This is a genomic window from Candidatus Amarolinea aalborgensis (assembly GCF_900491745.1).
Classification (GTDB): Bacteria; Chloroflexota; Anaerolineae; order SSC4; family Amarolineaceae; genus Amarolinea; species Amarolinea aalborgensis.
In genome coordinates, this window is the sequence record NZ_UETR01000009.1 from 149,460 (window position 1) to 170,975 (window position 21,516).

Below are 21,516 nucleotides of genomic sequence, written 5' to 3' on the forward strand. Positions count from 1 at the left end.
TGGGATGAGGGAGGCAGCGTGAGCAAGCGCGAGTTCAAGCTCCAAAACGAATACCATTTCAATCGCCGCGGGCCAGTGCGCTGGATCATGTCCCATCAACTGCGCTATGTCTGGTTTCCCCTGCTCGCGATTGCCGCGGCGACGCTCAATAACTTCTTCTACAGCAATATCCAGGTGTATGTGGGCCGCGGCTTCGATGTGATCACCACGCCAGGCTGGCAAACGCCTGCCCTGCTGACATTGGCGCTGATCGTCGCCGGCTGCGCGTTCGGCCAGGGGTTGACCGGCCTCACCCGCAACTATGCGGTGGAGTTCCTGGCGCAGCGGGTAGAGCGCGACGCCCGCGACGAACTGTACGTTAGCCTGCTGGGCAAGAGCCAGACCTTCCATGGTCGCCAGCGCATCGGCGATGTGATGGCGCGCGCCACGAATGACGTACACACCCTCAACCTGATGTTCAGCCCCGGCGTCATGCTCCTCACCGATTCGGCCATGGCCGTGATTGTGCCCATCGTTTTGATTGCCCGCCTGCGCACGGAGCTTTTGCTCGTCCCCGGCCTGTTCCTGCTGGCGTTGGCGATCACCATCTATGATTACAACCGCCGGCTCAGCCCGGTCAGCCTGGCCATGCGCGACCAGTTTGGCACGCTCAACGCCGGCCTGACCGAGGCCATTACCGGCATCGAGGTGGTCAAGGCCAACGTGCAGGAGCGCTTCGAGTGGGAGAAATTCACGCACAACGCACGGGCCTATCGCGACTATTTTGTGCGCCAGGGCGAGATCCAGGCCCGCTATCTGCCGATGCTCATGTTCAGCCTGGGCTGGGCCGGGGCCTTCTTCCACGGCATGCTGCTCTGGCGCGCGGGCGCGATCACCCTGGGCCAAGCCCTGGGCTTCATCGGCCTCTTCAGCACCCTGCGCTTCCCGACGTTCATCTCGATCTTCAGCTTCAACCTGGTGCAGCTCGGCATCGCCAGTGCGCGACGCATCCTCTCCATGATTAACACCGAAACCGACCTGGACGAAAATGTCAACGGGCTGGCGCAGCCGATTCGCGGCGAAGTGGTCTTCGAAAATGTCAGTTTCGGCTATGACGGGCAGCGTGTGTTGAACAACATCAGCTTCGTAGCCCGCCCCGGCGAGACGGTCGCTATCGTCGGTCAGACCGGCTCGGGCAAGACCACCCTGACCCGCCTGATCAACCGTATTTTCGATGCTGACCGCGGCCGCGTGCTCGTGGATGGCGTGGACGTGCGCGACTGGAGTTTGGAGGCGCTGCGCTCGCAGATTTCAACCATCGAGCAGGACATCTTTCTCTTCTCGCGCACCCTGGCCGAGAACATCGCGTTCGGGGTTGCCAACGCCAGCCAGGAGGCCATCGAACAAGCCGCGCAGGAGGCCCAGGCGCACGATTTCATCCTGAGCTTCAGCCAGGGTTACGCCACTGAAGTGGGTGAACGCGGCGTCACCTTGTCCGGCGGCCAACGCCAGCGCGTCGCGATTGCCCGCGCCTTCTTGACCAATCCGCGCATCCTGATCTTGGATGACAGCACCAGCGCGATTGACAGCGCGACAGAAGACCAGATTCAGCAGGCCATGCGCCGCATCAGCCGTCAGCGCACCACCTTCCTCATCACGCACCGTCTGAGCCAGATTCGTTGGGCCGATCGCATCCTCGTTCTGCGCCGCGGCGAGTTGGTGGACCAGGGCACGCACGAGGATCTGCTGGCGCGCAGCGCGGACTACCGGCGGATCTTTGCCAGGTACGAGTGATCTGTTTGGTGATGAGGTCTTTGTAGAACACACGGAGGGGCGGAACATGACCATCAACCGATCAGGGCGAACGCCGGAAAGCGCCATAGCGATCCAAGAACTTGCCAGGTTCCTGGAAGGTTACGGCGAAGTGGCCGAATTGGACGAGAACGTTCTGCGCGTGGATGGCCGCGAGACGCTGTTGGTTACATTCAGCGCCCAAAACTACTACGACCGTAAAGGATATTATTGGTTTTCGCTGGCAAAGACGAAGTATGCCCGGCTGCACAAAGAGAATCAGAATCACGCGTGGGTCGTGCTCATTTGCGGCGCTCAGGGTCGCTTCTTCATACCTTTCGGGCAGGTTAAGTCATTGTTGAGCCAAATGCCGCCCAATCGCCGCGACGGGCGGTGGGATCTTTACATTCGGTTTGAAGGCGAACAACCCTTCTTTGGGGTCACTCACATCACCAATGACCTGGATGCCACCAGTTTCTGGCAGCATTTTGAGCAGATTTGGACACAGCCATCTGTCGAAGAGGTATACGTGGATGAGGCGCTCTACATCCCCGACAGCCTACCCGCGGCTGACCGGCGCACCGGTCAGGTGGTGCGCGCGGTGCGTGACACCAATCAGAGCCGTTTGGTCAAGGGCCTTTACGACTACAAGTGCCAGGTCTGTGAATGGACGGCCTACTCTACGCGCTTACGCAATCATTATTACTGTGAGGCGCACCACGTACAGCCGCTGGGCAGATACGGCGGCCCCGACCACATCAGCAACATTCTGGCGCTGTGTCCCAACCACCATTGCATGATGGACCTGGGTATTCTTGCCATTGAGCCTTCTACCCTTGAAGTGATGGCTTCATCGGACCTTGAACCCTGCCGAGGTCGCAAATTGCTGCTCCATCGCGATCATGGTTTGAACCAAAAGTATCTCCTGTTTCACCTGAGCAAAATCTATGCAGGCGGATCAGCAAGCCATGAGTTGCCGTTGACGCCGTCGTCCGTCTCACTTTGACTTTTGTGGCTCAATGAATTGAGTCAAGGCAACCGGTTGCGAGACATTTCCGATCTGCCGAAAGAGTTGGACCATGGGTTTCATTCTTGACGGCCTCGACAGCGAGGCCTACGACCGCAACTATACCGATCGCGAGCTGATTCGGCGCATTGCCAGCTATTTCCGTCCCTATGCACGGGTGATGCTGTTGATTGCCGCGGCCATCACACTGAACTCGGCTGCGGGCAGCGGCGGGCCGATCATCATCGCTCGTGCGATTGACGGCCTGGCGCGCCAATTCTCCAACGAAAGACTGCTGCTCTTTGCCGGCGGCATCCTTTTGCTGGGGGTGACGGCGTGGACTTTCAACTACATTCAGCAGCTCTTCTCGGCGCGCGTGGTGGGCAATGTCGTGCTCAAGCTGCGTCAAGACGTCTTCGACGCCACCATTCAGCACGACATGTCATTCTATGACGAACATCCCTCAGGCAAGGTGGTCAGCCGCGTCACCTCAGATACCCAGGATTTCTCCGAAGTGGTCACGCTGACGACCAACCTGATCAGCCAGGTGCTCGTGGTGCTGTTCTTGGCCGTCTGGCTGCTGCGCATTGACCGCTGGCTGACGCTCCTGCTGTTCGGTATGGCGCCCGTGGCCGCGATAATTGCGCTGAGCTTTCGCCGCATTGCGCGCGCAGTGACGCAGCGGGCGCGCCGCGTGACAGCTAAAATCAACGCCCAGATCCAGGAATCCATCAGCGGCATCATGGTCGCGAAGAGCTTTCGCCAGGAGCCGGCCCTGTACGCGACCTTCAGCGCGAACAATCGCCAGGCCTACCAGGTGGGCGTGCGCCGCGGCCTGACGCTGAACACGATCTTCCCGATCATGGGCATCTCCTCCGGCTTGGGCGTGGCGCTCCTTTTCTACCTGGGCGGCCAGGCCACGCGCGAGGGCGCGGTCAGCCCGGGCAACTGGTATCTGTTCATGCAAGCAGTGGGCTTCTTCTGGTGGCCGTTGATCAATATCGCCTCATTTTGGAGCCAGTTCCAGGACGGCCTCTCCGCGGCCGAGCGCGTCTTTGCCTTGATTGACGCCGCGCCCAAAGTGGTGCAGACGGCCGCTGAGCCGGTGTCCCAGGTCGCCGGGCAGATCGAGTTTCGCAACGTGCGCTTCACCTACACCGGTACGGAAACGGTACTGCCGGCTTTCTCGCTGACCATTCGCCCGCGCGAGACGGTGGCGCTGGTGGGGCACACCGGCGCAGGTAAGAGCAGCATCGCCAAGCTGATCACGCGTTTCTATGAATTCCAGGACGGCCAACTGCTGGTGGATGGTCGCGATATCCGACATTTCGACCTGGGAAGCTACCGCGCGCATATCGGCCTGGTGCCGCAAGACCCATTTTTGTTCTCAGGCACCGTGGGCGACAACATCCGCTACAGTCGCCCCGCCGCGTCCGATGACGAGATCAGGCAGGCGGCAATGGGCATCAGTCACGGCGATTGGCTCAACGACCTGCCCTATGGCTTGCACACCGACGTGGGCGAGCGCGGCGCCAACCTGTCAATGGGTCAACGCCAGTTGGTCGCCCTGGCGCGGGTTCTGCTCAAGAACCCGGCCATCTTCATCCTGGATGAAGCGACGGCCAGCGTGGATCCGTTCACCGAAGCGCAGATTCAAGAGGGCCTGGAAACGATCATGGCGGACCGCACCGCCATCGTAATCGCGCACCGGCTCTCGACCGTCAAGTATGCCGATCGCATTATTGTCATGCGCCAGGGTGAAATCATCGAAGAAGGGCGCCACGACGATCTCTTGCAGCGCGGCGGCCATTACGCGGAGCTGTACAACACCTACTTTCGCCATCAATCGTTGGCCTACATTGAGCAGTTTGCGACTGAACGGCTGGCCGTACAGCCTGATGGCCGTGATTAGGCGGGGCAGGAGTTCTACCGTGAGGCCCGTGTAACAACAACATAACAGAACTTGGGCTGACCATGTTCGTCATATTCATCGTCATCTTCGGGCGCGAAGATAAGGCTGTGATCAGCAATGAATCACAGCCTCCCGAACAAGTGCGCTTGATGGTTGCAGAAGCACCCCGAAGATTGGCTGGTAACAAGCGCCAGCTTTGATCTCCCGCAATGTTAAGCACCGAACAAGCAAGAGGCGGTCTCTGAATGAGACCGCCTCTTGTCGTTGCGTCGTGGAATGGACTCAGGCCCGTCGCAGTTTGCGGTAGGTCACGCGATGAGGGCGTTCCGCCGCCGCGCCGAGGCGTTTGCGGCGGTCCACTTCGTAGTCGCTGTAGTTGCCAGGGTACCAGTAGACCTGACTGTCGCCTTCAAAAGCCAGGATGTGCGTTGCCACGCGATCCAAGAACCAACGATCGTGCGAAATGACCAGCACCGAGCCGCCAAAGCCCTCGATGGCATCTTCCAGCGCGCGCAGGGTGTTCACATCCAGGTCATTGCTTGGTTCGTCCAGCAGAATGACATTGGCGCCCGATTTCAACAGTGTTGCCAGGTGCACGCGGTTACGTTCGCCGCCAGAGAGCGCGCCCACCTTCTTCTGCTGGTCGCTGCCGCTGAATCCGAAGCGGGCGCAGTAGGCGCGTGAGTTCATGGCGCGGTCGCCAAGTTGGATACTGTCCTGTCCACCGCTCAACTCTTCCCACACGGTTTTCTCCGGGTCGAGACTTTCACGTGTTTGATCCACATAGGCCAGCTTGACCGACGCGCCGACGGTCAGCGTGCCCGCGTCCAGGGTGTCTTGCCCCACGATGGCGCGGAATAGGGTGGTTTTACCTGCGCCGTTGGGGCCGATGATGCCCACCACCGCGCCCGGCGGCACATCGAAGGTCAGATTCTCGAACAGCAGACGCTCGTCATAACCTTTGGCGCCATTCTCCGCGCGGATGACCACGTCGCCGAGGCGCGGGCCGGGTGGTATGTAAATCTCGCGCTCCTCGCGTGCGCGTTCCGGGTCCTGGGTGAGCAGTTCCTGATAGCGATTGACGCGCGCCTTGGCTTTGGCCTGGCGCGCCTTGGGCGACATGTGCAGCCACTCCAACTCGCGCTGCAAGGTCTTCTGCCGTTGGGAGGCAGTCTTTTCCTCCTGCGCCAGGCGCTGCTGCTTCTGCTCCAGCCAGGAGGAGTAGTTCCCCTTCCAGGGGATGCCATACCCGCGATCGAGCTCCAGGATCCAGCCGGCCACATTATCCAGGAAGTAGCGATCATGCGTGACGGCAATCACCGTGCCGGGATACTGCTGCAAGTGCTTCTCCAGCCAGGCCACCGATTCCGCATCCAGGTGATTGGTCGGCTCGTCGAGCAGGAGGATGTCTGGCGCTTGCAGGAGCAGCCGGCAAAGCCCCACCCGCCGCCGTTCACCGCCGGAAAGGAGATTGACAGGCGTCTCTCCCGGCGGACAGCGCAAGGCATCCATCGCCAACTCCAGGCGGCTGTCCAGGTCCCAGGCATTCATGGCATCCAGTTTGTCCTGCACCTCGGCCTGGCGCTGCAGCAGCGCGTCCATCTCATCCCCGGTCAGGTCGTCCGAGAAGCGGCTATTGATCTCATCGAACTCACGCAGGGCATCCACGACCGGTTGGACGCCTTCCTCCACGATCTGGCGCACCGTTTTGTTGTTGTCGAGCTGCGGCTCCTGCTCCAGGAAGCCGACGCGATAGCCAGGTGACAGCACCGTCTGCCCGACGTATTCCTGCTCCACGCCCGCCATGATGCGCAGGAGGGTGCTCTTGCCGGAGCCATTGAGGCCGATGACGCCGATTTTGGCGCCATAGAAATAGCCCAGGCTGATATCGCGCAGGACTTGTTTGTTCGGTGGGTACACTCTGCCCACGCCAACCATGGAATAGATTACTTTATTCGTCATAACCCTCACGAACGGTTGGTGCATCCACTAACCGGTTAACCTCATCCAGTAAGGCCGCGAGATCCATCGGCCTCGCCGGTTCAACGCTTTGAGCCACATGGCAGTGATCTGGAAAACCGATCAGCTTAGGATGATGCGGTGAATTATCCGAGCGCCGACGCAGAATGGTCTGCGAGTGATCCATCCACTGATAGCGATAATCATCAATGACCGCTCGATCGTTGACAACAGAGATGTGCAATGCGACCTCCAAGAAATCCCCATTCACAAGGGCGCAACGTGCGCGAAGGTAACCGTCAAGCCGGTTGACTTTGCGTTTGACAAGAGCAACGGATACCACCAATGGATGAGCGAGAAGAGCTACCTACTCGTTATCAAGGCGTGTCTCGACAAACATAGATGACTAACGTAACCCAATCTTCATAAGGCTTAACGCTGAAGTCAGTCGAGAATGCATCTTGTAGATCACATTCCACTCGAAGACATCGAGATCGTCGCCTGCGTCTCCAGCCTGATACCTGGCCGCAAGCTGCTGTGATGACATGCCAAACCGCTGTTCGTAGTCCGCTAACTCGGTTTCCAATTCCTTGAGTTGGGCTTCATCTCTTTGCATCTGTCGCTCCAATAACTTGCGCACGGTCAGGTCAATTACCTCATCTTGATACCCCTGCTCATAGAGGTTTTGGAGGGTGTGCAAGTATTGCAGTGTCTGCACAGATTGTTCTAGCGCTATGGTTGGCATTCTGCTCTCCTTGTTTGGGCAGCACACGAAATGCTGCCCAAACCGATCATTTCAGTCTCGCATCCCTGTTCTCGTCCGCTTGGAGCTCTATGCTTTGCCAATCGAATCCAACGCGAGATTATTTTGGCCCGCCACTGCCTTGCTTGGCCACCGCTTCGGCGGCCTTCTTGGCCGCTTCGGTGTCGCCCAGGTAGTAGTGGGTGATCGGCTTCAGGTCGTCGTCCAACTCGTAGACGAGCGGGAAGCCGGTTGGAATGTTCAGCTCGGTGATCACATCGTCGGGCACGTCGTCCAGGTACTTGACCAGCGCGCGCAGGCTGTTGCCGTGCGCGACAACGATGACGCGCTGGCCGCTCTTCACGGCTGGCGCCAGCGTCCCATGCCAGTAGGGCAGCACGCGATCGAGCGTCAGTTTGAGCGATTCGGTGGCCGGAATGTCGGCCGCGGGCAAGCCGGCGTAGCGCGGGTCGAATCCGGGATAACGCGGGTCGGTCAGTTCCAGCGGCGGCGGCGGCACGTCATAGCTGCGGCGCCAGACCTTGACCTGGGCGTCGCCGTATTGGGCGGCCATTTCGGCCTTGTTGAGGCCCTGCAGCGCGCCGTAGTGGCGTTCGTTCAAGCGCCAGGTGCGATAGACCGGAATCCACATCAGGTCCATTTCATCCAGTGTGATCCAGAGGGTGCGAATGGCGCGCTTGAGCACCGAGGTGTACGCCACGTCGAACACGTAGCCATCGTCGCGCAGCACCTTGCCTGCGTTGTGTGCTTCCTGCAGCCCTTGTTCGGACAGGTCTACATCGGTCCAGCCGGTAAAACGATTCTCCAAGTTCCAGGTGCTTTGCCCATGTCGTAGCAATACGATCTTGGTTGTCACGATTTGACTCCTTCTTTGGTTCACGTAGGTGAGGCGTTCCCGGCGCGAACTGATGCCCGCCAGCCTGACGCCCGTTGACGCTGTCATTATCGCATAGCTCCCCGTTTTTTTCAAGGCCAGCGGCCGAACAGCAGCAGTTCCAAGTCTGGCCAGGTTTTTGACCGCAGAGATCACTAAGAGGCTGCCGACTGGCGCCTGATCTGCCCTCTTGCGTTCGCTCGCCCCCGTCTGTGTTCTTTGTGGTTGAATGTACCCTGCATTTGGAACTGCTGCGCCGGCTGGCTGTGTGGTAAAATAAGTTGGCCTTTCACGAGTCAGCAGCCTGGCTCAGGCGATCTATCTGCTCAGTGAGGGAAGTTGCTGGCACAACGCCAAACGGAGCGCCAATTATGACCGGTCCCATTCGTCTTGATCCCGCCCAACGGCCTCGCGCAACCGAGACGCTAACGCAGGCGTTTCGCCATGACCCCATGTACCTGTACATCTGCCCGGACGAGGCGGCACGCGTGGCCGCGACGCGCCGGCTGTGGGACGCGATCATCCGCCTGATACTGATCTACGGCGAGGTTTGGACTACCGCGGAGGTGAGCGGCGTGGCCTGCTGGCTGGCGCCGGGCCACACAACGATCGGCCTGCGGCACATGCTGCGCACCGGCTTTGCGCTGCCCCGCGCGCTGATGGGCTTCCCGCCCGACGCTCGCCGCCGGGCCATGGGTGTGTTTGACTACACCGAGCGACTCCATCAGCGCGCCATGCCTGGCCCGCACTGGTACCTGATGGCGCTGGGCGTAGCGCCGGCCAGCCAGGGGCAGGGTATCGGCAGCAGCCTGATACAGCCGGTGCTGGCGCAGGCTGACGCCGCAGGTCTACCGTGCTACCTGGAAACCGAGACCAAGCGCAACGTGGCGTTTTACCAGAAGCACGGCTTCGAGGCGCTCACAGCTGAGAAGCCGCCGCGCCACGACCTGATGCTGTGGACGATGGCGCGGCAACCAACACCCGGCGTCCGCGGCGCTGCGGGTAAGACGTGACAAGTGAGGCGTGAAGCGGGAGACGAGAGGCGAAACTGGCTGACTGCGCGTTTCACGAGTCACGCTGTTCGATGCACGACATGGTATTGACCAGGACGGTACAGCCCGATGCCCCACAATTTCGGCGGATGTCGTATAATTGATTCATGAGTGCACCCATCTTAGCCACCAAGCTCTACGTCCCTCCGCCCCCGCCGCGGGCTATTTCGCGCCCACGTCTGATCGAGCGGCTGAATACGGGACTCTCAGCGGGCCACAAGCTAACCCTCATCTCGGCCCCCGCCGGCTTTGGCAAAACCACGCTCGTCAGCGAGTGGGTCGCAGCCCTCACCCCTGGCCCCTCTTCCAGCGGGAGAGGGGCCAGGGGTGAGGGTTGCCTGGCTGTCGCTGGACGCGGGGGATAGCGACCCCGCCCGCTTTCTGGCCTACCTCGTCGCGGCCTTGCAGACCATCTCGGCCGGCATCGGCACAGGGGTGATGGCCGCGCTCGAATCCCCGCCGCCGCCGGCCACCGAGCCGCTCCTGACCGTGCTCCTGAACGAGATCGCGGCCCTGCGCCAGGAGTTCATCTTCGTCCTTGACGACTACCACCTGGTGGATGCCAAACCGGTTGACCAGGCCCTGACCTTTCTGCTTGAACACCAGCCGCCGCAGATGCGCCTGGTCATCGCCACCCGTGAGGATCCGCCGCTGCCCCTGGCCCGCCTGCTTGAGGCGGTCTGCGACCCCCTTCGGTCGCCGCCTTGCACTCCGCTCAAAAAGCCCTCCGCCTCCGGCGCCAAGATTGACAACATCCTTCCATCCCTTCTATAATGACGGCGCTTACATGGCACGTGTCAAGTTAATAAAACATACCCCATTTTGATTCTGGATTACACCGCGCTTGCCAGTGGTGAGGCCCGCGTACGCTAGATCTAGGCGCAACATGGGTCAACTACGAAAAGCGGGAGCAGAAGCGCCAAGAGGAAGCTGAGATCAAGAGGCCATCCACTATGCTGAGCCAGGAACAACTGCAAGCTATGCTGTCCGAACTGGAGTCTGATCGCGTCGAGCGCACCGTATCGGTCAATAATACCGACAAATTCGGACAGGCCATCTGCGCCTTTGCGAACGATTTCCCCAATCATCGCCAACCTGGGTACCTCATCGTGGGTGCAAGCGACGACGGGCACCCCAGCGGTCTTTCCGTCACCGATGATCTGCTCCAGAACCTCGCCGCGTTGCGCTCCGACGGGAATATTCAACCGCTGCCGGCCATCACCGTGAGCAGACACTCCCTGCCGGGCGGCGATCTGGCTGTGGTCGAGGTGCTCCCTTCGGATTTGCGCCCGGTACGCTACAGAGGCAAGGTTTGGATTCGTGTTGGCCCCCGTCGCGCAACCGCCAGCGAGCAGGAGGAGCGCATTCTCAGTGAGCGGCGCGTCTCTTACGCCAAGTCTTTCGATGCCCTGCCTTGCCTGGAGAGCACACTGGCCGATCTCTCCCAAGAACGCTTCTATCTTTCCTATTTGCGACGCGCCGTAGCCGAGGAAGTGATCGCCCAAAACGAGCGCCCCTTCAAGCTGCAATTGGCCAGCCTGCGTCTGTTCGATCTCACGCAAGATTGTCCTACCAACGCTGGTGTCCTGCTTCTAGTCGATGCGCCCACCTACTACTTGCCGGGGGCTTACGTCCAGTTCGTGCGGTACGCCGGTCGTGACGTGACCAGTGACGTGATTGATGAGAAGCGGGCGATGGGCGATTTGCACACGATCCTGCAAACTCTCGATCTGCTGCTTGATGTCAACCTGCGCCAATACCCCGTGCCGGTGAGTGCGCTGCGCGAGACGATTCTCAGCGACTACCCCAAAGTAGCCGTGCGTGAGCTGCTCATCAACGCCATCATGCACCGCAATTATCAGTCGAACGCGCCTGTGCGTTTCTACTGGTTCCCCGATCACATCGAAATCAATAACCCAGGCGGGCTGTATGGCGAGGCGTCTCCGGAGAATTTCCCATACGCCGTCGGCTATCGCAATCCGGTCATCGCCGAGGCCATTCGCGTCCTGGGATACACGAACCGGTTCGGACAGGGCGTGCTGCGCGCACGGAAGGCGCTCGACATCAATCACAATCCCCCAGCGCGGTTCATCTTCGACCCGCATTGGTTCTCCGTACGGATCGAAGCGCGCGTAGGCAACGGTCTTCCAGGTCAGGACTGAGAAAAGGCTCCTGCTTGCCGTGGCCCGCACCACCTTCATCAGCGCCGGATGATCGGCACGAACACCGACCACGGCGTTGCCGTCGGGGTCAAGGTCGGGGTGATGGTGGCCGTCGCCGTCGGCGTTGCGCTGGCGGTGGCTGTGGGCGTCACCGTCGGCGTCGGTGTGACCGTCGGTGTATGGGTTGCCGTCAGCGTCATTGTCGGTGTGGGGGTCACCGTCGGCGTCGGGCCACACGGCGTGATTGCGAACGACGTGTAGTCCGCGTCGTTGGTCAGCCCCACCACATCCAGTCTTGCTCCTGGCTCGCGACGCTCGAACTGCACGGTCTGCGCGCCGGCGCCCAGGTTCAGCAGTGTCCCACCCACGTCATTCACCGGTACTCGCTGCCACACCCAACCCCACTGGCTGCCGGCCACTGACACCTCGAACACCGCATGGGGGCTGCCGTTCATCGAAACCAAGAACGAGTTGTGGTTCCAGTCCAGCCCCATGACCCGCGCCCACAGGAAGTATCTACCCGCACGCGGTACAGACATGGTCATGTTGACCGCTCCCGCGCCGCCGCCGCTGTTCGTGTCGTGCACGAAGTGACAGGCTGAGGCGGTTGGATCGTCGCCAATGGTCATCGGCACGGCCAGTGCGCCGGTTTCGGATTCACCCTGCCAGGCGAAGAATGGCGCTGGCGTGCAGGTTGGCGTTGGCGTGGGGGTAGGGACCGGCGACGCACCGACCCACCTGGCAATGTAGTAGGAGAGGTTGCCCCCGGCCACGGTAAAGTTGCCGCCCACATACAGATGGTCCATGCCATTCACCGCCAGGGCGGAGACACAGGCATACGGCGGACATGCGCTGACGCCGCTGCCCAGGGACGACCAAACAGTTCCATCCCAGCGGGCAATGTGGTTGGTGTTTACGCCGCCGGCGGTAGTGAAGTTGCCGCCAGCATAAAGACGGCCCACGCTGTCCACCGCCAGCGCAATGACAGCGTTATTCATGCCGCTGCCCAAGCGCGACCAACGAGCGCCATCCCAACGGGCGATCCGGTTCGCGTTGGTCCCACCGGCCGCCCAGAATTCGCCCCCAGCGATGAGGGACTGCGCTGTCCATCGCCAGGGCATAGACATAACCGTCTTGACTAATGCCGCTGCCCAGGGCCGACCAGGCCGCGCCGTTCCAGTGTGCAATAGAGTTCGCGCTGACCTCGCCAGCGGTTACAAAGTAGCCGCCTGCGTACAGCCCGCCCGTATCATCCGTTACGAGGGCGTTGACGACACATGGCTGGTTGGTGGGACAGCCCGTCATACCGCTGCCCAGCGCAGACCAGGCGACGCCGTTCCAGCGTGCAACATGTTTGGCGCTGACGCCGCCGGCCATGGTGAACTGGCCTCCAGCGTAGACATTGCCTGCATCATCCACGGCGAGGGCGCGGACGCTTGCATCCATACCAGCGCCCAGGGGGGACCACGCAGCGCCGTCCCACCACGCAATATGATTGGCACTGATCCCGCCAGCCGTGTTGAAGTCGCCCCCGGCATAGAGATGTCCGGCGCCATCCACCACCAGCGCGTTGACGCGATGACTCATGCCGCTGCCCAGGGGCGACCAACTGTCACCCTCCCAGCGAGCAATATAGTGGGCGTTGACCACACCCGCCGTCAAGAAGTAGCCGGCGGCGTAGAGGCGATCGCTGTTTTCGGCCGCCAGGGCATAGATGGGGTGGCTCATACCGTTTCCGCCATGACTGAGATCTGCCCAATGGGTGCCGTCCCACTGGGCGACAAAGTTGTAGGGGGCGCCTACTCCGCTAGCCGTGGACCGCCCCCCGGCAGTGAGATGTCCGGCGCTGTCCACAACCAGCGCGTAAACTGCGCCATTCATGCCACTTCCCAAGGCCGACCAGACTGCTCCATCCCAGCGGGCGATGTGGTTGGCGCTGACCCCGCCAGCCGTAGTCAACCACCCCCCGGCGTAGACATATCCAGCCCCATCCACCGCCAGCGCGTAAACGGAGCCATTCATGCCACTTCCCAGGGCCGACCAGACCGCGCCGTCCCAGCGGGCGATATTATAGGCAACGACCCCGCCGGCGGTGATGAAATCGCCCCCGGCATAGAGATAACCAGCCTCATCCACGGCCAGGGCGAAGACGTACGTACCGTTCCCATGCACGCCACTGCCCAAGGCTGACCAGACCGTGCCATCCCAACGGGCAATATAGTAGGCGCTGACCCCGCCAGCTGTAGTGAACTGCCCCCCGGCGTAAAGATTGCCGGACCTGTCCGCCGCCAGAGCGTAGACCGTTTCGTTCATACCACTACCCAGCGGCGCCCAGTACGCGCCATTCCATTGGGCGACGCATTTGGCGGGAGCCCCGCCGGCGGTCGTGAAGTTGCCTCCGGCATAGAGGTTGCCAGCCTCGTCCATTGCCAGGGCAAAGACGTCGTGATTCATGCCGCTGCCCAGGGGCGACCAGGCCGCGCCATCCCAGCGCGCGACGCGGTTAGCGCTGACCCCGCCGGCGGTGGTGAAGTCGCCGCCGGCGTAAAGATACCCGGCGCCGTCAACTGCCAACGCGTAGACACAGTTGGTGTAGGCGCTGCACCCGTCGAGGCCGCTGCCCAGGGGCGCCCAGGTGGCGCCGTCCCAGCGGGCGATGCGGTTGGCGCTGACCCCATCAACTGTGGTGAATAATCCTCCTGCATAAAGATTGCCAGCCCCGTCCAGCGCCAGCGCGTTGACGGCGCCATTCACGCCCGGCACATGAAAGCCGGCCGCCCAGTATTCGTCGCCTGGATCAGCCGGGGCGGCGGCTGGCACGAACCGGGGAGCCGCATCGGGTTCGTCGCTCAAGTTCCAGCCGCTGGGATCGAGGCTGCCGCGAAAACCGCTGGTCAAATCGAGCGTGCCGTCGGGTCGCAGCAGCTCGGCCAGGGGACGCTGAGTGGTCGTCAGCGCAGGGGGTGTAGAGTCGTTGGCGGCCGCGGGTGCAGCAGCCGGCACGGCCGGCGCTGCCAGCGTCGCAATCATCAACCATACAGTGAACAAGCTAATCGCACGAAATTGGGAAACCATACCATCCTCCGCATCTGTCACACCATGCGCTACAAGAACCTGGGTGCAGGCTCAAGCCTGTGCCCAGGCCGGCGAAGCAAAGAATTGTGGGTTTGTGTCTGAGGATCGCAGCGAAGGAATCGCGCGCAGGGCGCCGCGCCCAAACGATGAGGATTATTGAGCGCCATTACGGCGGCGCGCCCGATCGGTGCGGTCCGCGCGCGGCTCAACGACGACAGCAAAAGCACAATCAACCACCGGCACAGGCTTTGCGGCGCCATCACATCCTCCTACCGCCTGTCCGTCAGTCTGGGCGCAAGCACGGGTTGCGCTCTTGCTGGAGCAAGGATTCTCCCCTGAGTTTAGCACATCCACATGAAAATAGAATGAACAACCAATCTTCTGCATGTGACGGGTTGTTCATCTGTGCTTTGGCGCCTGGATTGACAACATCCTTGCATCCCTTCTATAATGACGGCGCTTGCATGACCCTTGTCAAGTTGATACTAACATACCCCATGCAGCACAGCCGGTCACATCAGGGGCTGCGCATGGTGGAGATGAGATGAATAACGAGTTCTTGAATAGCATCCACGTGGTGCGGCGGCGCGCCTGGCTGATTGGCCTGCTGGTCATCGTCACCGTGGCCACGATTTTGTACCTGGGTTACACCGCGCCCGCCAGTTATCAGGCCCGCGTGCGCCTGCGGGTGCTGGCCGTGGAATCTGAAGCCGTCACCCTCTTTGCGCCCTCCTCCAGTCTGCCGGGGCGTGAACAGATCATCAACACGCGCGAAGAGTTCTTCTCGTTTCTGCGCGGCCGCAACGTGGCCTGGCAAACCATCGGCGACCTGGGGCTGACGATGGACGCAGACACGCTGCAGGAGCGCATGACGTTCGAGGAACAGGATGATTTCGTCAGTGTGGTCGCCACCGCGGAGCGACCAGACCTGGCGGAAAAGATTGCGACGACCTACGTCAACTACGCGCTCCTGGCCTATCGCGAGTTTCGCCTCTCCCCTGTCAACCAGAGCGCGCAGTTCATTGATACGCAGTTGGCCGACGAGCGCCAAAAGCTGAACGCCGCGCAAGACGCGTTCCTGAAGTTCAAGCTCGCCAACGCCATCGAATCGCTGCCCACGGAAATCCAGGCCTTGCAGGGCGAGCTGCGACGCCTGCGCCTCGATCGCGACCAGGCGGTGATTGATGAGCAGCAGGCGCAAGCCACCCTCGATCTGTACCAGGCCGCGGCCGACCAGGCGCAGGCGCAGACATTGGCTCTCCTGGCCCCTGTGCCAACGCCAAATCCGCGCACGCCGCGCCCCACCCCCACGGCGCCGCCACCCGGCGCCACTGTGGTGCCCAACTTTAGCGCTTCGTTGAGCGCCGACGCGCGCCTGCAGTGGGCGCGCACCTATCAGGATGAAGCCCTGCGCTACCAAAACCTGGTGACCGAACAACGCGTGCGCATCCAGCAGGCGCGCGCCAGTCAGACCCGCTACGATCAGATGATTGCGCAGCGCGAAACCGAGATGTCATCCCTGATCGGTCTGCACACCGAATATGACAACCACGAGGCGGCGGTCAAGCAGGCCGCCGATTCGGTGGACTTCCTCGCGGGCAAAGCCGCGGAAGCGCACCTGCGTGAAAGCCAGGGCCTCAACTCCGGTTTCTTGCAGGTCATTGAGCCGGCGCGCATTCCGACCGATCCTACCCCATCGCAAACCGTTCGCCTGGCATTGGTCGGCGCGGTGCTGGCCTTCCTGGCCGGCATCGTCCTCGCGTTTGTCCTCGAATTCTTGGGCGCGGCGCGGCAAGATAGTCCCGCAGGCCGGCGGCCACCCTCGCGTGCGAGTGGGCAGTGAGCGCCATTCCACGCATCTTGGCGTTTGTGGACCTGGCGCCGCGCGCCGGCGGCTCGATTATCAGCCTGCAGCTGCTGGCGCAGGGACTGGCCGCCCGGCGCTGCCCAGAGAATGGCGCGGCGCCGTGTTATCGGCTGGCCGTCATTCTCAACGCCGCCAATCCGGCTGTGACGCGCTACCGGGACAGCGGCGCCTTTGCGGGCGGCGTGCAAACCATCGGCTCGCGCCAGGGCCTGGGTGATGCTTACCCTGCGCTCGTCGAACAGGCGCGTTCCAGCGGCGCCCTGTCGCGCCTGCGCCAGGCGCCCACGTTCAAGGCCGCGTGGCAGAGCGCAGGCATGGTCGTACGCTTGGCGCGCGAAATCTTGCCGCAGGCCCGCCGCCTGCGCGCTGTGCTGGCGCGGCAGCATCCCGACCTGGTGCATTTCAATGACATCGTGCCGGTCAGCCGCGCCGGTATTCTGGCCGCTTCCTGGCTGCATCGCCCCATCGTATGCCATGTGCGCGCCCTTGATCCGTTGACCTGGTTCGATCGTTGGCTGACCCGGCGCGTGGACGGATTCATCTACATCTCACAGGCGGTGGCTGATCAGCAGCGCCGCGCCGGCGCGCAGGCGCGGCGCGGGCTGGTGGTGCCCAACGCGGTCAACCTGGATGATTTCCCGTCCGCGCTGCGTCCCGGCGCGCTGCGCCAGGAACTAAGCATTGCCCACGATGCGTTCGTGGTGGGGAGCCTGGGACGCCTGGTCACGTGGAAGGGGCACCAGGTGGCCCTCACAGCCTTTGCTGCGTTGACGCAGCAATGCCCCACCGCGCATCTCCTCATCGCGGGCGCGCCCGATGTGGCCGAACCGGGGCTGGAGCATGAGCTGCGCGAGTTGGCCGCGCAGCTCAACATCAGCGACCGTGTCACCTTTGCCGGGCAGCGTGACGATGTCCCGCAGGTGTTGGCCACGCTCGATGTCCTGTGCCATTGCGCGATCGAACCGGAACCGTTTGGCCGCGTCGTCATCGAAGGCATGGCCGCGCGGCGCCCCGTCATCGCCAGCGCGGCCGGCGGCGTGGTGGAAATCATCGAATCGGGCGTCAACGGACTGCTCGTGCCGCCGGGCGACAGCGCGGCGCTGGCCGCAGCCTTGACCGATCTCTGGCAGCATCCGCTGAAGGCCGCGACGCTGGCCGCCGCCGGCCGTCAGCGGGTTGAAACGCACTACACGCTCGCCCAGCATGTCGCCGGCGTCGAAGCGATGTACAATGACATTTTGGGTTCTGTGGGGCCGTGAATATGCGTCTCAAACCCTGGCTGACCTGGCGGCCCTGGCTGGAGCAGGCGGGCCTTGTCGCCCTGGTGATCGTCCTGGGGCTGGCGCTTGGCCTCACCCTCTGGAATCCGCAGCGCTTGCCGCTGACCGTGGCGCTGGTGGCCTCTGCCTTTGCGCTGCTGCTTGTCACGCTCGACCCGCTGCTTGGTCTCGCGGCCTGGATCGCCATCTCGCCGTTTACGCCATTCCTCAACCTCGACATCCACCTGGGCGAGGCTATCCCTGACCTGGCGTTGACGCGGCTGGCGGCGGGTTGGGGGATCGTGCTGCTGGCCGCGCAAGCCGCGACCAGGCGCCGGCGTCTGGCGCCCCCGAACCTGCTCGATGCCACCCTCTTCGTCTTTGGCGTTGCCATCGTCCTCAGCGGTCTGGCTTCGATCTATGGGCCGAGCGCCGGCGTGCAGACCGCTTTCGACGCCTACCTGCTGCCGTTCTTGGCCTACGCCCTGGCGCGCAACCTGGTGCAGACCGGGCGCGCCGTGCGCGTCGTTCAGATCACCCTTGTGGTGATTGGCGCCTATCTGGCGTTCCTGGTCCTGCAAGAACAGGCCACCGGCCGCGTCCTCTTTGCCCTGGACACGGTGCAGTTCACTTATGGCACCGGTCTGCGGCGGGTGGTCAGCCTCCTCGGTAATCCGATCTTCTTCGGCATTCCGCTTGCCTTCAGCGTGGTCGCCGGCCTGCTACTGTTGATGGCCGAGAAGCGCCGCCGCGGCCAGGCGCTGATCGTGCTGCTTCTGCTGGCCTTCGTCGCCGCAGCCTTCTACACCTATAACCGCGCCAGTTGGGCCGGCGTGGTTCTGGGCGTGCTGACACCCTCTCTCTTTTTTGGCCGCCTGCGCCGCATCGTGCTGCCGGCGCTGGCCGCGCTCGCCCTGGTGGGCGTCTTGCTCTGGCCGGTCCTCAGTCAGCAGCCGATCATCAAAGAACGCCTGGCCGACGAAGATTCGGTCAACGATCGTCTGAACAATGTCAACGTCGCGCTGACGCTGTGGCGCCAGTCGCCGGTCTTTGGCATCGGCTACGGCAGCTTTGGCCTGACGGCGCTGGACCAGGGGCTTCTGCCGCGCATTGCCAAGTACGTCCCCGCGCCCCATAATTCGTATCTCTTTGTCTTGACCTCAGGCGGCCTGCTGGCCCTGGTTCCTTATCTCCTGAGCTTTGCCGTCATCGCGTTCGATCTTTGGCGCTTTGGCCGCCGACTTCGGCGAGCTCAGTCGAGCCGCGCGCCGCCGGATGATCCAGACGGCCGCGCGCAGCGCGGCATGGTGATCGGGGGCTGGGCCATTCTGCTCATCATGGTCAGCACGTCGCTGACCTACGATGTCGCGACCGGCACGTTGACCAGCCTGATGTTCTATTTCTTCATGGGAGCCGTCTATGGCATGGCCGAACATGCAGCCACTCGTGTCTGAACAGCACGCGCCCGCGGCCGCGCGCGGCCGCGTTGCGCTGTTAGGCCTGTACCCGGCAGACCCGACGCGCATCGTCGGCGGCGTCGAAGCTGTCGTGGCGACCCTGGCGCACGAGCTGGCCGCGCTGCCGGGCATGGAAGTGCACGTGCTGAGCGGCAGCCCGGCCGTCGCTCAGATCACGCGGGAGCAGCACGGCCAGGTCACCGTCCACCGCGTGCCGGAGAAGCGCCTGGGCCGGCTCTTCCTGCTGCGCACCGATTGGTGGTGGCTGCGCCGGGCCATCCGCGCGGTCGCGCCCGATGTGGTGCACGCGCACGGCTCCGGCGCGTACGTGGACGCGGCGCTCTCCAGCCGCCTGCCAGCCGTGGTCACCGTGCATGGCGTGGTGGCCCAAGAGGCGCGCCTGGCCGCGCAGTCCGGCGGCCTGGGCACGCGCCTGCGCTGGACCTTCGATCGCATCTACGAGCGTTACTGCCTGGCGCGTGCGCGTGACATCATCGTCATCAGTCCCTATCTACTGCGTGAGTTTCCCTGGCTGGCGCAGCGCGCCCGCATCACCGCAATCGAAAATCCGGTGAACGCCGCCTTCTTTGACATCCACCGCGCGCCGTCGCCGGCCACCATTCTCTGCCCCGCGCGCATCATTGCGCGTAAAGGCATTCTCGATCTGATTCAGGCCTTCAGCCAGATTGCCGCCGTAAACAGTCAGGCCGAGCTGCGCCTGGCCGGCGAGGTGGGCGCGGAGCCGGACTACGCCCGGCGCTGCTTGCAGGCCGTGCAAGCCCATGGACTGGGAGATCGCGTGCAATTCCTGGGCAGTCTGCCTGCCGTCGCCCTGCGCGAAGAGTTGGCGACCTGCACGGCCGTGGCGCTGGCCGCGTACCAGGAGACCGCGCCGGTCACGATTGCCGAAGCCCTGGCGGCCGGCTGCCCCGTCGTCGCCACGGCTGTGGGCGGCGTCCCTGATATGATCGAGGATGGACAAACGGGTTTGCTCTCGCCCGCGGCTGATGCCGACGCGCTGGCGGCCAATCTGCGTCGCCTTCTGGATGACGCCGCCTTGACGCAGCGCCTGGGGCGGGCCGGTCAGGCCGCCGCGCGGGCGCGTTTCCATCCTGCGGCCGTGGCCGCGCAGACGCGTGCGCTCTACCAGCGGGTGATGCGCTCATGACGCCGCTGCGTTTACGCCTCGCGTTGGCGACTTTCTACCCGGCCAGCCCTGACGAAGTCATTGGCGGTATTGACAGCGTTGCGGTCAACCTGGTGCAGGCCTTGCGCGCCTTCCCAGACCTGGAACTGCATGTCATTTCGACCCGGCCAGAGGTGGTGCGAGATACCACCTTCGTCGAGCAGGGCGTGACGTTTCACGCCCTGGCCAGTCCGCCGCCGCGTTTGATTCCCAACCTGTTTGCGAACATTGGCCGGGTCAGCCGCGTGCTGCGCGCCATCCAACCTGACCTGGTCAACGCGCACATGGCAGACTACGCCGTGGCCGCGCTGCGCCTGGGGCTGCCCACCATTTACACCGTACACGGCCTGGCCGGGCGTGAACTTCGTCAGCCGGCGCCACCCCACGAGCGCCTGGCGCTCATCTTGCTCCTGGCCCTGGAACGGCTGGCCCTACGCCGCGCCGCGCATGTGGTGGCCCTCAGCCCGTTTGGCGAAGCCTACCTGCGGCCCCACACCGCGGCGCAGATTCATCGCATGGATAACCCGGTCTCGCCTGCGTTTTTTGATTTGCCCCCGGCGCCTTCCAGCCGGCGCCTCGTTGCCATTGGCAGCATCGCGCCGCTCAAAGGCCAGCTCACACTGGTCCGCGCGCTCGCCCTGATTCACGAAACCTATCCCGATGTCACCCTGCGCTGCCTGGGCAGCATCGCCGACCGTGGATACCATGCGCAGTTGTTGGCCGCGCGGGCCGCGCAAGGTATGCAGGATGTGATCGAAGTGGCCGGGCTTGTGCCGCCGGCCGACGTGGTGGCGGCGCTGGCGCGCAGCGCGCTGCTCTTGCATCCTTCGCGCCACGATCATGTGCCGATGGCGGTCGCCGAGGCGATGGCAGCCGGCCGGCCCGTGGTCGCCACGACCGCAGGCGGCATTCCCTCGCTGGTGACCGACGGCGTGACCGGCTACCTCACGCGGGTGGACGACGCGGCCGCCCTGGCCGAGCGAACCGTGGCGCTCCTGCGTGATGACCACCTGCGGCAAACCATCGGTCAGCAAGCGCGCCAGGTTGCGCAGGCGCGTTTCTTGCCGACCGTCGTCGCGGCCAGGTATCATGCGCTCTACCTGCACGCGGCCAACCGGTCGCATTGAGTACCTTGCCAGTGAAACTCTGGTACAGCAAGCAAGGACTTCTCACA

At 63.0% G+C, this 21,516-nt stretch carries 16 protein-coding genes and 1 pseudogene; 11 read left to right on the forward strand and 6 right to left on the reverse strand.

Going from position 1 to position 21,516, the window contains the following annotated elements; genetic code table 11:
• Positions 1 to 18: 18 nt before the first annotated feature.
• From ACPQ6D_RS13755 to ACPQ6D_RS13765, 3 genes are all read left to right on the forward strand, one after another.
• Entirely contained in the window at positions 19 to 1,773 is a 1,755-nt protein-coding gene (locus ACPQ6D_RS13755) for an ABC transporter ATP-binding protein (RefSeq protein WP_423224908.1), read from the forward strand.
• Positions 1,774 to 1,819: 46 nt separating this feature from the next.
• The gene (locus ACPQ6D_RS13760) at positions 1,820 to 2,776 is read left to right on the forward strand and encodes an HNH endonuclease (protein ID WP_423224909.1); all 957 of its coding nucleotides are present in this window, start codon (positions 1,820 to 1,822) and stop codon (positions 2,774 to 2,776) included.
• A 73-nt stretch (positions 2,777 to 2,849) separates the two neighbouring features.
• On the forward strand, positions 2,850 to 4,688 hold the full coding sequence (locus tag ACPQ6D_RS13765) for an ABC transporter ATP-binding protein (protein ID WP_423224910.1): 1,839 nt from the start codon (positions 2,850 to 2,852) through the stop codon (positions 4,686 to 4,688).
• 282 nt (positions 4,689 to 4,970) lie between these two features.
• Here ACPQ6D_RS13765 and ettA read toward each other — a convergent pair whose 3' ends face one another.
• The 4 genes and pseudogenes from ettA to gpmA all read right to left on the reverse strand — a co-directional run bounded on the left by ettA (position 4,971) and on the right by gpmA (position 8,266).
• Complete coding sequence (ettA, locus tag ACPQ6D_RS13770; RefSeq protein WP_423224911.1) at positions 4,971 to 6,650, reverse strand: energy-dependent translational throttle protein EttA; 1,680 nt, start codon at positions 6,648 to 6,650, stop codon at positions 4,971 to 4,973.
• Positions 6,640 to 6,996: pseudogene (locus tag ACPQ6D_RS13775) on the reverse strand (toxin-antitoxin system TumE family protein); the annotation flags it as partial. The gene ettA and the pseudogene ACPQ6D_RS13775, both read right to left, overlap by 11 nt.
• 57 nt (positions 6,997 to 7,053) lie before the next feature.
• Positions 7,054 to 7,392, reverse strand: a complete 339-nt coding sequence (locus ACPQ6D_RS13780) for a hypothetical protein (RefSeq protein ID WP_423224912.1) — start codon at positions 7,390 to 7,392, stop codon at positions 7,054 to 7,056.
• A 118-nt stretch (positions 7,393 to 7,510) separates the two neighbouring features.
• A complete protein-coding gene (gene gpmA, locus ACPQ6D_RS13785) occupies positions 7,511 to 8,266 on the reverse strand; it encodes a 2,3-diphosphoglycerate-dependent phosphoglycerate mutase (protein WP_423224913.1) in 756 nt (251 codons plus the stop codon).
• A 389-nt stretch (positions 8,267 to 8,655) separates the two neighbouring features.
• Between gpmA and ACPQ6D_RS13790 the strand changes: the two genes are divergently transcribed.
• From ACPQ6D_RS13790 to ACPQ6D_RS13800, 3 genes are all read left to right on the forward strand, one after another.
• The gene (locus ACPQ6D_RS13790; protein ID WP_423224914.1) at positions 8,656 to 9,297 is read left to right on the forward strand and encodes a GNAT family N-acetyltransferase; all 642 of its coding nucleotides are present in this window, start codon (positions 8,656 to 8,658) and stop codon (positions 9,295 to 9,297) included.
• Positions 9,298 to 9,663: 366 nt separating this feature from the next.
• The gene (locus tag ACPQ6D_RS13795; protein ID WP_423224915.1) at positions 9,664 to 10,110 is read left to right on the forward strand and encodes a hypothetical protein; all 447 of its coding nucleotides are present in this window, start codon (positions 9,664 to 9,666) and stop codon (positions 10,108 to 10,110) included.
• Between the two features lie 179 nt (positions 10,111 to 10,289).
• A complete protein-coding gene (locus ACPQ6D_RS13800) occupies positions 10,290 to 11,498 on the forward strand; it encodes an RNA-binding domain-containing protein (RefSeq protein ID WP_423224916.1) in 1,209 nt (402 codons plus the stop codon).
• A 38-nt stretch (positions 11,499 to 11,536) separates the two neighbouring features.
• Here ACPQ6D_RS13800 and ACPQ6D_RS13805 read toward each other — a convergent pair whose 3' ends face one another.
• Positions 11,537 to 12,496 (reverse strand): hypothetical protein, encoded by a 960-nt coding sequence (locus ACPQ6D_RS13805; protein WP_423224917.1) that lies wholly within the window; start codon positions 12,494 to 12,496, stop codon positions 11,537 to 11,539.
• On the reverse strand, positions 12,489 to 14,573 hold the full coding sequence (locus tag ACPQ6D_RS13810) for a ligand-binding sensor domain-containing protein (protein ID WP_423224918.1): 2,085 nt from the start codon (positions 14,571 to 14,573) through the stop codon (positions 12,489 to 12,491). The genes ACPQ6D_RS13805 and ACPQ6D_RS13810 overlap by 8 nt, the downstream gene beginning before the upstream one ends.
• A 544-nt stretch (positions 14,574 to 15,117) precedes the next feature.
• On the opposite strand from ACPQ6D_RS13810, the gene ACPQ6D_RS13815 reads away from it, so the two are divergent.
• From ACPQ6D_RS13815 to ACPQ6D_RS13835, 5 genes are read left to right on the forward strand one after another with little or no spacing between them, the layout of a single operon-like run.
• Entirely contained in the window at positions 15,118 to 16,416 is a 1,299-nt protein-coding gene (locus ACPQ6D_RS13815; RefSeq protein WP_423224919.1) for a GumC domain-containing protein, read from the forward strand.
• On the forward strand, positions 16,413 to 17,699 hold the full coding sequence (locus tag ACPQ6D_RS13820) for a glycosyltransferase family 4 protein (protein ID WP_423224920.1): 1,287 nt from the start codon (positions 16,413 to 16,415) through the stop codon (positions 17,697 to 17,699). The genes ACPQ6D_RS13815 and ACPQ6D_RS13820 overlap by 4 nt, the downstream gene beginning before the upstream one ends.
• 2 nt (positions 17,700 to 17,701) lie before the next feature.
• Positions 17,702 to 19,153, forward strand: coding sequence for an O-antigen ligase family protein (locus tag ACPQ6D_RS13825; RefSeq protein ID WP_423224921.1), 1,452 nt, complete (start codon positions 17,702 to 17,704; stop codon positions 19,151 to 19,153).
• Entirely contained in the window at positions 19,146 to 20,324 is a 1,179-nt protein-coding gene (locus ACPQ6D_RS13830; protein ID WP_423224922.1) for a glycosyltransferase family 4 protein, read from the forward strand. The genes ACPQ6D_RS13825 and ACPQ6D_RS13830 overlap by 8 nt, the downstream gene beginning before the upstream one ends.
• The gene (locus ACPQ6D_RS13835) at positions 20,321 to 21,469 is read left to right on the forward strand and encodes a glycosyltransferase family 4 protein (RefSeq protein WP_423224923.1); all 1,149 of its coding nucleotides are present in this window, start codon (positions 20,321 to 20,323) and stop codon (positions 21,467 to 21,469) included. Before ACPQ6D_RS13830 ends, ACPQ6D_RS13835 begins: the two co-directional genes overlap by 4 nt.
• The last annotated feature ends 47 nt before the right edge of the window (positions 21,470 to 21,516 follow it).